Source organism: Thalassobaculum salexigens DSM 19539 (genome assembly GCF_000423805.1).
Classification (GTDB): Bacteria; Pseudomonadota; Alphaproteobacteria; order Thalassobaculales; family Thalassobaculaceae; genus Thalassobaculum; species Thalassobaculum litoreum.
The window spans coordinates 388,341-401,805 of the sequence record NZ_KE384094.1; the positions used below are offsets into that span (position 1 = coordinate 388,341).

Annotated in this window: 11 protein-coding genes; 5 read left to right on the forward strand and 6 right to left on the reverse strand. The window is 68.9% G+C overall.

Going from position 1 to position 13,465, the window contains the following annotated elements:
- The first annotated feature begins 30 nt into the window (after positions 1-30).
- Positions 31-1,533, forward strand: coding sequence for an OpgD/OpgG family glucan biosynthesis protein (locus tag G578_RS26780; protein ID WP_211228949.1), 1,503 nt, complete (start codon positions 31-33; stop codon positions 1,531-1,533).
- The gene (gene mdoH, locus G578_RS26785; protein WP_084618979.1) at positions 1,518-3,713 is read left to right on the forward strand and encodes a glucans biosynthesis glucosyltransferase MdoH; all 2,196 of its coding nucleotides are present in this window, start codon (positions 1,518-1,520) and stop codon (positions 3,711-3,713) included. Before G578_RS26780 ends, mdoH begins: the two co-directional genes overlap by 16 nt.
- 180 nt (positions 3,714-3,893) lie before the next feature.
- On the opposite strand, the gene G578_RS0117075 is transcribed toward mdoH, so the two are convergent.
- The 3 genes from G578_RS0117075 to G578_RS26795 all read right to left on the reverse strand — a co-directional run bounded on the left by G578_RS0117075 (position 3,894) and on the right by G578_RS26795 (position 8,111).
- Positions 3,894-5,471: an OpgD/OpgG family glucan biosynthesis protein gene (locus tag G578_RS0117075; protein WP_028795283.1), complete on the reverse strand. Its 1,578-nt coding sequence runs from the start codon at positions 5,469-5,471 to the stop codon at positions 3,894-3,896.
- Positions 5,472-5,647: 176 nt separating this feature from the next.
- A complete protein-coding gene (corA, locus tag G578_RS26790) occupies positions 5,648-6,790 on the reverse strand; it encodes a magnesium/cobalt transporter CorA (protein WP_051244954.1) in 1,143 nt (380 codons plus the stop codon).
- Between the two features lie 463 nt (positions 6,791-7,253).
- Positions 7,254-8,111, reverse strand: coding sequence for a MipA/OmpV family protein (locus G578_RS26795; RefSeq protein WP_169400875.1), 858 nt, complete (start codon positions 8,109-8,111; stop codon positions 7,254-7,256).
- Positions 8,112-8,211: 100 nt separating this feature from the next.
- Between G578_RS26795 and G578_RS0117095 the strand changes: the two genes are divergently transcribed.
- From G578_RS0117095 to G578_RS0117105, 3 genes are all read left to right on the forward strand, one after another.
- Positions 8,212-8,796 carry a TetR/AcrR family transcriptional regulator gene (locus G578_RS0117095; RefSeq protein ID WP_028795284.1) on the forward strand — a complete coding sequence of 195 codons (585 nt, stop codon included), beginning with the start codon at positions 8,212-8,214 and terminating at the stop codon, positions 8,794-8,796.
- 195 nt (positions 8,797-8,991) lie between these two features.
- Positions 8,992-9,855: a DMT family transporter gene (locus G578_RS26800; protein ID WP_051244956.1), complete on the forward strand. Its 864-nt coding sequence runs from the start codon at positions 8,992-8,994 to the stop codon at positions 9,853-9,855.
- A 79-nt stretch (positions 9,856-9,934) separates the two neighbouring features.
- The gene (locus tag G578_RS0117105) at positions 9,935-10,756 is read left to right on the forward strand and encodes a DUF3108 domain-containing protein (RefSeq protein WP_028795285.1); all 822 of its coding nucleotides are present in this window, start codon (positions 9,935-9,937) and stop codon (positions 10,754-10,756) included.
- On the opposite strand, the gene G578_RS0117110 is transcribed toward G578_RS0117105, so the two are convergent.
- From G578_RS0117110 to G578_RS0117120, 3 genes are all read right to left on the reverse strand, one after another.
- The gene (locus G578_RS0117110) at positions 10,748-11,542 is read right to left on the reverse strand and encodes a MaoC family dehydratase (protein WP_028795286.1); all 795 of its coding nucleotides are present in this window, start codon (positions 11,540-11,542) and stop codon (positions 10,748-10,750) included. The genes G578_RS0117105 and G578_RS0117110 overlap by 9 nt on opposite strands.
- Before the next feature lie 2 nt (positions 11,543-11,544).
- Entirely contained in the window at positions 11,545-12,333 is a 789-nt protein-coding gene (locus G578_RS0117115) for an SDR family NAD(P)-dependent oxidoreductase (protein WP_028795287.1), read from the reverse strand.
- Between the two features lie 222 nt (positions 12,334-12,555).
- Positions 12,556-13,464 carry a DMT family transporter gene (locus G578_RS0117120; RefSeq protein ID WP_028795288.1) on the reverse strand — a complete coding sequence of 303 codons (909 nt, stop codon included), beginning with the start codon at positions 13,462-13,464 and terminating at the stop codon, positions 12,556-12,558.
- Between the last annotated feature and the right edge of the window lies 1 nt (position 13,465).

Genomic DNA, 13,465 nt, shown 5'->3' on the forward strand with positions numbered 1-13,465 from the left:
GCAGCAAGCGGGCGATCCCGCCGTTCAGTGGTGCGTGGCCTGCTGTGGAGCGCCGCAGCCCTGTCGGGCGCCAACGGTCTGGGAATGCGGACGGCCTGGGCGGACGACGAGGCACCCACCGGCTTCGGGGACGTGGTCGCCCAGGCTCAGGCCCTGGCCGAGCGCGAGTTCGGCGACCGGCCCCCGGCGGGACCGGGCGAGCTGGCCGAGTTGACCTACGATCAGTATCACGACATCCGCTTCCGCCGGGAGCACGCCCTGTGGGTCGAGCAGGGGCTCGGCTTCGAGGTCGATCTGTTCCATCCGGGCTTCCGCTTCATGCGGCCGGTGGAGGTCTATGACGTCGACGGGACCGGCGGGCATCCGGTGACCCTGTCGCCGGAGATGTTCGACTACGGCCCCCGGGTCACGCCGCCCGCCTCGGACACGGATCTCGCCTTCACCGGCTTCCGTGCCCGGGCCCCGATCAACGCGCCGGACCGCCTGGACGAGTTCGCGGTGTTCCAGGGCGGCACCCGCTTCAGGGCGGCCGGCTCCGGCCAGCGCTACGGCGTGTCGGCCCGCGGCCTCGCCATCAACACCGCCGATGCCGACGGCGAGGAATTCCCCGACTTCACCGCCTTCTGGCTGATCAGGCCGGTGCAGGGCGACTCGACCATGACGGTCCTTGCGCTCATGGACAGCCCGTCGATCGCCGGCGCCTACCGGTTCCAGATCCGCCCGGGGGAGTCGACCGTGATCGACGTGGACACGGTTCTGTTTCCGCGCCGGCAGGTGGCCAAGATCGGGCTCGGACCCCTGACCTCCATGTTCCTGTACGACGCCTCGGCGCGGGCGGGCTACGACGACTTCCGCACCGCCGTGCACAATTCGGACGGGCTGCAGATGCTCACCGGCAACGGCGAGCGGATCTTCCGTCCACTGGCCAATCCGTCGCGCCTGCAGATCTCGGCCTTCCAGGACACCAACCCGCGCGGCTTCGGTCTGGTCCAACGCAACCGCCACTTCGCCGATTTCCAGGACCTGGACAGCCGGTTCGACCTGCGGCCCTCCACCTGGGTGGAGCCGGTCGGCGAGTGGGGTCCCGGTTCGGTCATCCTGGTCGAGATCCCGACCGACGCGGAGACCAACGACAACATCGTCGCCTATTGGCGTCCGAGCGCCCCGTTCGAGCCGGGCAGCCGGACCGACCTGTCCTACCGGCTGCACTACTGCAGCACGCCGCCGGACAACGTTCCGCTGGCCCGCGTCGCCGCCACCCGCGGCGGACGCGGCGGCGACGGCCGGCGACGGCTCTTCGTTATCGACTTCGTCGGCCTGCCGGCCATCGAACGCATGCCCCGCGCCGAGGTCAGCCAGTCCAACGGCGTGATCCTGAACGTCATGGCCGAGCCTAATCCGGTGGACGGTTCCTACCGGGTCAGCTTCGAAGTGGACCCGGGCGACGAGTCCCTGGTCGAATTGCGCGTGGTCCTGGTCGGCGATGCCGGCCCCGTGAGCGAAACCTGGCTGTACCGATGGACCAGCGCGTAGAAACCGACCCGCCGGCGCCAGCCGATCGCTTGGCCGAACGCCGGGCCGATCACTGGGCCGATCACTGGGCCGATCGCCCGGCGGACTATCCGTCGACGCCGCCCGGCATGCCGCTGGACATGCCGACCCAGACCTTCCGCCGCATGGTGCGGGCGCAGGTGCGCACGCGCGGCCGTCCCTGGACGGCCACCTTCATCGCCCGGCTGGTCGTCTTCGGCGGCGCGCTGCTGCTGACCGCGCTCGCGGCCCGGCAGATGGCACTGGCCGTGGCGGTCGGCGAAGTGACCGCGCTGCAGGCCCTGCTGGTCGCGATCTTCACCGTGACCTTCTGGTGGATCTCCATGTCCACCACCTCCGCCCTCGCCGGCCTGCTGAGATCGCTGCAGCCCAGCGCCGGCTCCGGAACGGCTCTGCCGCAGGAGGCGCCCGGCCTCTGCGCCCTGGTGATGCCGGTCTACAACGAGGACCCGGCCGCCACCACCGGCGCGTTGGCTGCGATCGCCGAGGATCTGGAGCGGACCGGCGCCGCCGGCGGGTTCGAGATCTTCATCCTGTCGGACACCACAGACCCCACCGTCTGGGTGGTGGAGACCGCCGCCGTCGTCAGACTGCGCGAGCGGCTGGGCAGCACGATGAAGGTCTGGTACCGCCACCGGGCGCGCAACATCGACCGCAAGTCCGGCAACATCCACGATTTCGTCACCCGCTGGGGCGGGCGCTACGAAACCATGCTGGTGCTCGACGCCGACAGCCTGATGACCGCGGCCTCCATCCTGGCCCTGCGCGAGCGCATGGCGGCGGATCCCGCGCTCGGCCTGGTGCAGACGGTCCCAGTGCTGATCGGCCGCGACAGCCTGTTCGCCCGCATGCAGCAGTTCGCCGGCCGGATCTACGGCCCGATCGTCGCCCGGGGGGTCGCCGCCTGGCAGGGCGACGACGGCAATTTCTGGGGCCATAACGCGATCATCCGCACCCAGGCCTTCGCCCAGGCCTGCGGCCTGCCCCGGCTGCCGGGCCGCAAGCCGTTCGGCGGCACGATCATGAGCCACGACTTCGTCGAGGCCGCCCTGCTGCGCCGGGCCGGCTGGGCGGTGCAGATGGCGCCGGAGATCGGCGGATCGTGGGAATCCTCGCCGCCGTCGCTGCTCGACTTCGCCATGCGCGACCGGCGCTGGGCCCAGGGCAACATCCAGCACCTGGCGGTGATCGGCGCGCGCGGCCTGCGCTGGCCGAGCCGGATGCACCTGCTGAACGGCGTGATGAGCTATCTCTCCTCGCCGCTCTGGTTCGCCCTGATCCTGGTCGGTGTCGGGCTGACGGTGCAGGCCTATCTGCTGCGGCCGAAATACTTCACCGAGGCGTTCCAGCTGTTCCCGACCTGGCCGCGCTTCGACAGCGAGCGGATGATCCTGCTCTTTGTGCTGACCATCGGCGCGCTGCTGGTGCCCAAGATCATCGGCCTGCTGCGCGCGATGATCGACCGCTCGGTGGTGAAGAGTTTCGGCGACGCCCGGCGGCTGGTCGTCGGCTGGATCTTCGAGGTGCTGCTCTCGGCCCTGTTCGCGCCGATCATGATGCTGATCCAGTCGCGCCACGTCTGGTCGATCCTGCGCGGCACCGATTCCGGCTGGGGGCCGCAGCGCCGCGACGACGGTGGCATGGGGCTGCGCGAGGCGGTGCGGTTCCATCTCGGCCATACCGCCCTCGGCCTGGTGGTGGTCGCCGCCATCGCGCCGCTGTCCATGCCGGTCCTGGCCTGGCTGTCGCCGGTGCTGGCCGGGTGGATCCTGTCGATCCCGCTGTCCTGGGGCAGCGGCAGCGCGTGGCTCGGCCGCAAGCTGGCCGCGCTGGGAATCCTGGTGATCCCGGAGGAGCGCGAGATCCCGGCCCTGGTCACCGCCGCCCGGACCGAGCGGGAGGCGGCCGAGGCGGACCTGGCGGAGGTGTCGCTGGGCCGGCTGCTGGGCGATCCGGCGCTCGCCGACCGGCACTTCGCCCTGGCGGGCGATCACTGGCTGGCCGAGCGCGGCCATCCGGATGTCGAGATGCTGACCGCCGCCGCCAAGGTGGCCGACGCCCGCACCCGGGCCGAGGCGCTCGGCTGGCTACGCCCGGTGGAGCGCATGCGGCTGCTCGGCGACCGGCGGACCTTCGACACCCTGCTCTCCCTGCCGGCATAGGGGAAGCCTGCCCTCCACGGCCCCGCGCCGGGATCCGGGAAAGACGCGGCTGGAGTGCCCGGCGATGATTCTCCGCCGCTCCGGCAAGCGGTCCCCGGGGCCCCGGCGCAGGGCCGGGGAGACTGTGGGGGGAGACGGAGAGGCCGGGAGGTGAGGAGGAGCGGGCGCCTCCCCCGCCCTTCAGCGCGGCAGCGGGTCGTACCGATACAGCCAGGTTTCCGTCAGCGCGCCAGCGTCCGTGCGCAGGAAGGCGCGCAATTCCGACGGGTCCGGGACGTTCGGATAGAGGTCGAAGATGATCCGCCACCGCTTGGTGCCGGGGACCTTCTCGGCGAAAGCGTCGTCCACCCGGCCCGATGAGGCCGCGACCACCGCCTCGGGCTCTTCGCCGTCCTTCAGCGCCGACAGCGCCGGACCGTCGAACTCGACCACGAACTTGCGGGCGTCGGTCTGCCGGGTCTGGCCGGGCCGTCCGCCATGGCCGAGGCGGGTCGACACGCAGACCGCAACCGGGCGCGGCGGGGTCGGCATGTCGGTCTGCCAGTACTGCCGGTACTTGAAGGTGTAGCTGTTGCCGGCCCGCGCCGGACCCTCGGGCACCCAGAAGGCGCCGATATTGTCGTGGATCTCGTCGTCGGTGCGCAGCTCCATGAGCTGCACCGAGCCGCGGCCCCAGTCGCCGACCGGCTCGATCCACAGGCTCGGTCGGCGGTCGTAGTACACACCGTCGAGATAGTGCTCGAAGTTCCGGTCGCGCTGCATCAGCCCGAAGCCCTTGGGGTTCTCGTCCAGGAAGGAGGAGACGTTCGGGACGCGCGGGTTGGTGAGCGGCCGCCAGATCCGCTCGCCATTGCCGGTCCAGATCGCCAGCCCGTCGGAGTCGTGGATCTCCGGACGCCAGTCGCTGCTGATCTCGGCGTTGCTCTCGCCGTACCAGTACATCGAGGTCAGCGGGGCGATGCCCAGGCGCTCGATGTCGCGGCGCAGGAACAGCCGCGCCTCGACCTCCATCACCACGCCCTTGGTGCGCCGCGCGGTGATCCTGTAGGCGCCGGTTATGCCGGGACCGTCCAGCAGGGCCAGGATGACGTTGGGATCGTCCTTGCGCGCCGCCGGGGTCAGATAGAACTCGCGGAACTCGGGGAACTCCTCCGGGCCCGGCGTGGCACTGTCGATGGCCACGCCGCGGGCGGACAGGCCGTACTGGCCGAGATCGCCGATCGCCCGCCAGTAGCTGGCGCCGAGGAAGGCCAGCCAGTCCTGGGTCCGCCAGTCGTCCCGCGACCGGCTCTCCTGAAAGCGGAAGCCGGCGAAGCCGACATCGCTGGGAAGCTGCTTGGCGACGCTGTCCGCCGGCATGTCGAACAGCTCGGGGCTGTAACGCACCTGCCGCGCATGGCCGTCCATCAGGGTGTGCATCTTCACGCCGCGCGCGAAGTAGCGACCGACATGGAAGAAGGTGACCGGATAATTGCCGGAGCCGTCGCCGAACACCGCCTCGTCGGGGCGGTAGCGCAGCTTGCCGTGGGCGTCGTAGTCGATCGCCTCGATGACGTCGGGGGCGACGATGGGCGCCGCCGCATAGGGGGTGGCGGCCATCTCGCGGGCGCGGTCGACCAGCGCCTCGTAGCCGAATTCGAAGGGCTGTCCGAAGGACAGGGTAGGAGCCGCGGCCCGGGCGAGGTGCGGATGCGCGAGAACGGCCAGCAGCGCGGCACCCGCGCCCTGGATCACGTCACGCCTGTTAGAATGGGACATGGAAGGACCTGCGAAGACAACAAACGGCACATTGCCGGGCGGGCCGCGACCGTAACCGGGAGCATCCGATCGGCCCCCGCCAGCGACGCGTTACATGACACCGAACCGGGGTTAGCTCAAGCGTCCGATAACCAAGGCCGCGGGACGGTTATGCACAGAGTCGGGACGGGCCGGCGCTAGGATTTCCTGGAGCGCCGGCGCCGGGTCTTCGGCAGCCCGATCCAGTGCTTGCGCAGAAAATAGACCAGCATGGAGAGGCCGCACACGGCCATCAGCCCCAGGGCGAACGGATAGCCGTAGCGCCAGCCCAGCTCCGGCATGTTCCACTCGGAGGCGTCCCGGTCGAAATTCATGCCGTAGAGGCTGGCGATGAAGCTCAGGGGCATGAAGATCGTCGCGATCAGCGTCAGCATCTTCATGATGTCGTTGAGCCGGGCGTTCATGCAGGAGTGATAGACGTCCACCAGGTTGGAGGCGATCTCACGCTCGGTCTCCACGATGTCCATGAGCTGGGCCACGTGGTCGTAGCAGTCGCGCAGGAACACCCGGGTGCGACCATCGATCAGCGGACTGTCGTCGCGGATCAGGGCGTTCACCAGATCGCGGTGCGGCCAGATCGCGCGCCGCATGTCCAGCAGGTCGCGGCGGACCCGATAGACCTCATGGATCTGACCTTCCTGCGGATGCAGGATCACCGCCTCCTCCAACGCCTCCAGATCCTCGCCGATCGCCTCCACCGCCGGGAAATATCCGTCGACCACCGCATCGATCAGGGCATAGGCGAGGTAGTCGGCACCGTACTGGCGGATCTTGCCGTTCTCGCGCCGCAGCCGGTCGCGCACCAGCCCGAGGCAATCGGCCCGGTCGTCGCGGAACGACAGCACGAAGCCCTGGCCCAGCAGCATGGCCATCTGCCGCGTCTCCACCCCGCGCCCTTCCGGCGCCATGCGGGTGACGATGAAGAGCTGGTCGTCGTATTCCTCGAACTTGGGCCGCTGGTGGACGTTGATCACATCCTCCAACGCCAGGCCGTGCAGGCCGAACAGGGCGCCGAGCCGCTCGATCAGCGCGATATCCGCCAGGCCGGTGACGTCGACCCACAGGGTGCCCGCCGTGCCTTTCAGCGCGGTCACGTCCTCGACCGTCAGATCGTGTTTCTCGAAGAACCGCCCGGCGTCATAGCCGATGGCCGAGATCGACGAGCCCTGAGCCTCGGGATCCGCGACCAGCGTTCCGGGCGCCGCTCCGGGCGGGGTGCGGCGGCGGTGTCGCCGGCGTGCGGGCCGGGAGATATGCGGTTGCGTATCGGTCGCACCCATTGTCGGTCTGCCTCGCGATGTCCAAACGTCCCCTGGCTCCAATGGAAGGCTATCTTCTTCGCGCCCTGTCAGCCGAGCAGGTGTTCCGTGGCGCCGGACGAAAGGCCGTCCCGCGTCATCTGCCCTAAAGCCAAATCCGACCATATTGAATCAGTTCACGGTCCAATATGGTCGGTGAATTTGTGGATAAAACAATGCGATAGCGAAGATTCACGCACGCTGACGCGATCACGAAGTGATCCCGTCACCGCACGATCTACTCTAGATGTAGAGGTCGACGAAGATCTTCTGAAGTACACCGATGAGAAGCACCAGGGCCAGCATGACCAAGACCGGTACGACCTCGTGGTCCAGAGTTCCGCGAAGCCGCAGGGCGGTACTCCTCACATAGCGGCCAAGCCGGAGGCGTGGGCCGGTCCTTCCCCGTGAACGCCCGTGATTCTTCGGGTCCGGCATGGGCCGGTCAGAAGCTGTAGGTCAGGCCGATCAGGCCCAGGGGCTGTGTCCGTTCCTCCACCAGAGGACTGTTCGCCGCCTCGTCGAGCAGGTGCGACACGCCGATGGACCCGACAGCACTTAGGGAGTCGGTCACCCGATAACGAGCGCTCAGGCGCAGGGTGACGTCCCGGAAGCCGCTTCCGGGCGCGTAGCTCCGCAAGCCCGATGACGACGCCTCGGCCCCGTCGATGCCGAAATATCCGTCCATGAATTTCTCGTTGGCCCAAGTCACCCCGAGGCTGGGCGTGAGCGTCAGCCGATCGGTCGCGTGCACCGGATAGGCCAGCCCCACCCCCACGGTCATTCCCCGGTCGGTATCGCTCACCCCCTGGGTCGCCTCGAGCGTCGCCACCGCGCCATTGAAGCGCGCCGACAGAAAAAGGCGGGCGCCCAGAGCGTCGTCGGCCCCCTCGACCCCGTCCGGCACGTCGTCGTCGTCATATCCCCGCATCCAGTTGACGGCGACCCCGGCGGCGAAGACGGGGGTCTGAAGCACGTTGACGCCGATTCCGTCTCCGGTCCTGGCGAAGAACCGGCCATACGTCACATCGACCAGCGGCACCGGTTCGATTTCGTAGTCGTCCGATCCCTTGAATTTGGGGGTCCAGGCCGCGCCGGCTCCCACCGTCCAATGGTCGTCATCCTTCTTGGTCTCTGCGTCCTTCTTGGTCTCGGCGCCGGAAGCGAGAACGGCAGCCGACGCTGGGTCTTTCTTCGCGGCGGACCCCGCCTGGGCGGCGTCTGGAAAGGCGATCGTCAGTGCTGTGGCGGCAAGCCACGTTCCGGTGGCGATCCGACGGATCAGAGAGTTGGGGCTTGTCACGTGCATGGCTCCGCAAATAAGATGCATTTTCGTATCTTATAGAGATGACCGAACGATCGAGTCAAGATGCATTGATGCATCTTATTGGGGTGACTGACGCATGAAGGAACGCCGTCGCGGCGCGGATCTGGAAGCGGCCCTGTTGGAGGCCGCCTGGATGGAACTGACGGAACGGGGCTACGCCGGACTGACCATGGAAGGGGTGGCCGCGCGGGCCGGCACGAGCCGGCCGGTAATTGCCCGCCGATGGTCGAGCACCGCCGACCTTGCCATCGCGGCGATCCGCAAGGAGCTGGAAAACCACCCGATGGCCGTGGCCGAGTCAGGCGATCTCCGGGGCGAACTCCTGGAGTATCTGGACCGGGCCTCGAAACGTGCCCAAGGCATCGCTGCGGCCTTCTCCGTTTTCGCCAGTGGATACTTCCAGGAAACCGCCTCCACGCCGCAGGACTTCCGGGAGGCGCTCGGCGCCGGCGGCAACGATACCTTGGGCGGCATTCTGCGCCGGGCGGCGGATCGCGGCGAGATCGAGGAGCACTGCCTCGCCCCACCGGTCGTCACGTTGCTGAGCGACCTCTTCCGCTATCACGCCATCATGTCGTTCTCGCCCCCCTCGCCGGAGCTACGAACCGCCTGGGTGGACAAGATCTTTCTCCCCTTGGTCAGGAGCGACCGTGACCGCTAGCCGGCGCGGTCTCCGCAAACAAGCGCCACCACCGATAAGAGAATGTTTTGCCGGTTGCAAAATCTTGCGCTGTCGGCCACCGTTCACGCCCTCCTGCCCGCGTCAGTAGAATGGGCGGTACAACCTGATCAGGGCCGGCCAGTGGCATCGGTATCGGACTTCCGCGCTCCGGCGGTTTCCCCGGCCGCATGGTACATGCTCACCGCCCTGATCTTCGCGATCATGCTGGCCCTGTTCAAATGGCTCGGGCAGAGCCTGCCGACCACCCAGCTCCTGCTGCTGCGGCAGCTCGGCGTCATGGCGATTCTGGTGCCCGCGATGGTGCAGTCCCGGGGCGAGGTGCTGCGGGCCGAGCGCCCGAGCCTCAATCTGTTCCGCGGCCTGCTCTCGGCCGGCTCGATGCTGCTCGGCTTCACCGCCGTGGTGCATCTGTCCCTGGCGGAATCCACGACCCTGCATTTCACCAAGGTGTTCTTCGTGGTGCTGCTCGGCGGCCTGCTGCTGCGCGAGCGGATGACCGTGACCCGGTGGGGCGCGATGGCGCTGGGTTTCGCCGGGGTGGCCGTGGTGCTCGCCCCCAGCGCCAGTTCGATGGTCGATCCGATGGCGGTCTTCGCCGTCCTCGCCGCGGCGATGACGGCCGGCACGATGCTGGTCGTACGCACGCTGGCCCAGGTGGAACGGACCTCCACCATGATGATCTGGCAATCGGCCGTGGTGCTCGCCGTGGTGGCGATCCCGGGCACCACCGGATGGATCATGCCGAGCCTGGAGCAGTGGGGCTGGATCGCCCTGCTCTGCCTGCTGATGGGGGCGGCGCAGTGGACCATGATCCGCGCCCACCGCAGCGCCGAGGCCTCCGCCCTGTCGCCGCTGGAATACACCCGGCTGCTCTATGCGGCCGCCTTCGGGTTCCTGATCTTCGACCACGTGCCGGAGGGCAACACCCTGCTCGGGGCGATCCTGATCGTTGCCGCGGCGATCTGGGTCCGGCGGGACGCGCGGGCCGCCCCGGTGGAGGACGAGGACGACATCTCCGACCCGGCGGAGCGGCGTTAGACGCGCCGGGATATTGACGATCCGCCCGCGCGACCGATCTTGAAGGGACCAAGGTTAACGACCATTGCCGGAGAGTTTCGTGAACCGCCTCCTGCTCGTCACCTTTCTGATCGCGTTTTCCACGCCCGCTTTGGCCGCCGGCGGCCCGATGCGCGCCACCTACGAGGTCTATTTCGGCGGGCTGCACATCCTGAGCGCGGAGTCCGAGTTCGCGCCGGAGACGCGCCGCTACGCCGTGACGGCGAAGGCGGAGACCCGGGGCATCCTCAGCGTGTTCTTCGGCTGGCGCGGCGAGACCCGGTCGGCCGGTCGGTTCGACGGTCGCCGCGCGGTGCCGGACCGGCACACGAATTTCGGATGGCGCGGGGACGAGCAGCGCTCGGTGATCCTGACCTACGGCCCCGACGGCGAGGTGACCGAGACCCGCATCGACCCGGCCCCGGATCCCGAGGAGGTGACCGCCCTGCCGGAGGATGCGGAGACCGGAACCATCGACCCGCTGACCGTGATCGCCCAGGTCTCGCGGACAATGAGCCAGACGGGGACCTGCGACGGCGAGTTCGCGGTGTTCGACGGCCGCCGGCGCTACGACCTGCGGGTCAGCGACCAGGGCATGGAGACCTTGCCGGCCACCAGCTACTCGATCTTCAGCGGCGAGGCGCGGCGCTGCCGGGTGGAATACGCCATGCTCGGCGGCGAACGGAAGGATCCCAGCAAGTACAGCAAGACCGCCCGCGACCGGGTGGTCTACGTGGCCCGCCCGGTGAAGGACGCGCCGGCCATTCCGGTGGCGCTGAAGATCGAAACCGATTTCGGCACGCTGATGGCCCACCTCACCGGCGTCGAGACTCGCAAGGATCTGGCGTTGAGCGATGAAACCGCCGCGCGCGGCTCACGCTGAGGCCACGATCTCCATCCGCAGATCGCAAGCGACCCGGCCTTCCGCATTCACCGCGCTGAGCTGGGCCTGGCGATCGTCTTCCGGGTCCTGCGCGACCAGGGTAAGCGGATCGTCCCAGAACACCGGCCGCTTGAACCGGGCCACCACCATCGCCACCGGCGCGGCGCGCAGCCGATCGGCCAGATGGGCCGCCATCCAGGTCATGGTCATCAGTCCCTGTGCCAGCGGCGCGCGGTAGCCGTAGCGGGCGGCGAATTCCGGGTCGAAATGGATCTCGTTGCCCACCGACTTGGAATAGGTGACCACGTCCTGCGGCTGCATCACCTTCCGAGCGATCGCCGTGCCCGGCACCGGATCTGGTGCGGACGCCGAGCCGGAACTGGGCTTGGCGCCCATCTTCTCCAGATCGGGCAGCAGGCGGATATGTTCCGACACCACCGCCAGACTCCGGTCGGCCCGGCGGACCTCGAAGCGCTGGACGATGCGGCGGCCACGCGGCACCGCCTCGTTCGACACGGTCTCGCCGGAGAACAGCACCGCCTCGCCCAGCGGCACCGTACCGGACAGGGTCAGCCGCTGCTCCACATGGATGTAGCCGTCGATCTCCTGACCCGCCGCCGACATGGCGCGGAACCCGTCATTGCCCCACAGGGTCGGCTCGGTCAGCCCGCCCCACGCCGCCGGATCGACGGCGCAGGCCTTCAGCGCCTCCTCCTGCGCGGCCGGATCGCGGGACAGGGTGACCTCGGGGAACCGGAAGCCGGGGATCAGGGTCTCGCCCGCCATCCTCAGTCCTCGATCTCGGCGGCGTCGACCATGCCGCCATAGACCGTGTAGCCGCCGTCCACCGGCAGGTTCACGCCGGTGACCGTGCGGGCCAGCGGCGAGGCGAGGAAGATCATGGCATCGGCGATGGCGCTCGGCGGCAGCATCTCGCCGAGCGGGGTGCGGCGACGGATCTTCTTCTCGTCGATCTTGCCCTGGTCGATCAGGTTCTGGACCAGCGGCGTGCGGATATAGCCGGGGGCGATGGCATTCACCCGGATGCCCTTCTGCGCCCATTCGCAGGCGAGGTTGCGGGTCAGCCCGACGACGCCGTGCTTGGCGGCGGTATAGGCGTTGCGCCGCGGCAGGGCGAGGATGCCGGCGATGGAGGAGATGTTGATCACCACCCCATAGCCGGCGGCGATCATCTCCCGCGCCGCCCGCTTCGACATCACGAAGGTGCCGGTCAGGTGCACGTCGATCAGCCGCTGCCAGTGCTCGGCGGTCTGGTCGATGGTGTCGAGGAAGGTGTCGGACATGCCCGCACAGTTGATCAGCACGTCGATCCGGCCGAAGGCGTCCATGGTGGCCGAGACCAGCCGGTCGGCCGTCGCCTCGGTCGAGACGTCGCCGCCGAGCCCGATATGCCCGTCGCCCAGGGTCGCCGCCTGGGCCTGGGCCGTGTCCTGGTTGAGGTCGGCGATGGCGATCCGCGCGCCGCGTTTGGCGAAGGCCTGGGCGGCGGCGTAGCCGATCCCGCTCGCCCCGCCGGTGATGAGCACAGCCTGACCGCTGAAATCCGTATCGGACATCCGTTTCCTCCTGGATGGATCCGCGCTTTCCCGGTCGGGCGCGCGGTTATGGAGCAAGTCTAGGACGCGCCGATCCTCCGCGTCATCCCGTGGAAAAGCGCGCTCCGCCTTTCCCTTCAATCGTCATCCCGGGAGAACCCGGACCGGATCCGGGGTCTGCCCGGGACCCTGCACCGAACGATGTGGCTGGGTCCCGGCCGAACCCCGGGTCGAGCCCGGACCTCACCGGGATGACGATGAGGGAGAGGACGACGCTTGAGAGAGCGCCAGCCGCATGCCGAGGATCACCAGCGCCAGCCCTGCGAACAGGCCCAGGCCCAGTGTCTCCTCGAGCAGCAGCGCGCCCAGGGCCGACGCGGTGATCGGCGCCAGCGCAAGGAACAGGGTGACCTCGGTCGCCACCATCTCGCGCAGGGAATACAGCCAGGTGATGTAGCCGACACCGCTCAAGATGCCGATGAAGGCGACGATCCCCCAGGGGGCGGCGCCCAGGGCGTCCCAGCCGATCGGCGGGCCGTCGAAGGGCGACAGTGCGGCCAGGAACAGCACCGAGGCCCCCATGGCGAGGCCGCTGACCTGCACCGTGGGATATCGGGTCAGGTAGGGTCGGTAGAGCACGGAGCACACCGCCCCGGTGAAGGCACTGGCCAGGGCGGCCGCGATGCCGATCCACAGACCCGCGCCAGCCGCCTCGCCGATCAGCCGGTCGCTGAGCGCCGCCGCGACCCCCAGCGTGGTCAGGGCGGCACCGGCCAGCCGGCGCAGGGTCAGCGCCTGACGGCCGAGCAGTGCCGAGATCAGCACCGTCTGCACCGGCATGGTGGCGAAGATCAGGCTGCCCAGGCCGGCGGAGATATGCATCACCGCCAGGTTCAGCAGGGCGACCAGGATGCCGAACTGGCCGATGCCCAGGGCGGCGATCACCCAGAGATCGCGCAGGGGGATCCGGCGCCAGCCGAGATGCACCGCCAGCGGCAGGATCATCGCGGCGCCGATGCTGTAGCGGAACAGCGCCAGCACCGTGGGGCCGAGATCGTCCACCGCCACCCGGCTGGCGACGATCGAGAGGCCGACCTGCACCCCGGTGAAGGCTGCGGTCATGACCGCGAGGGGCGGCCGGGATGCGCTCATC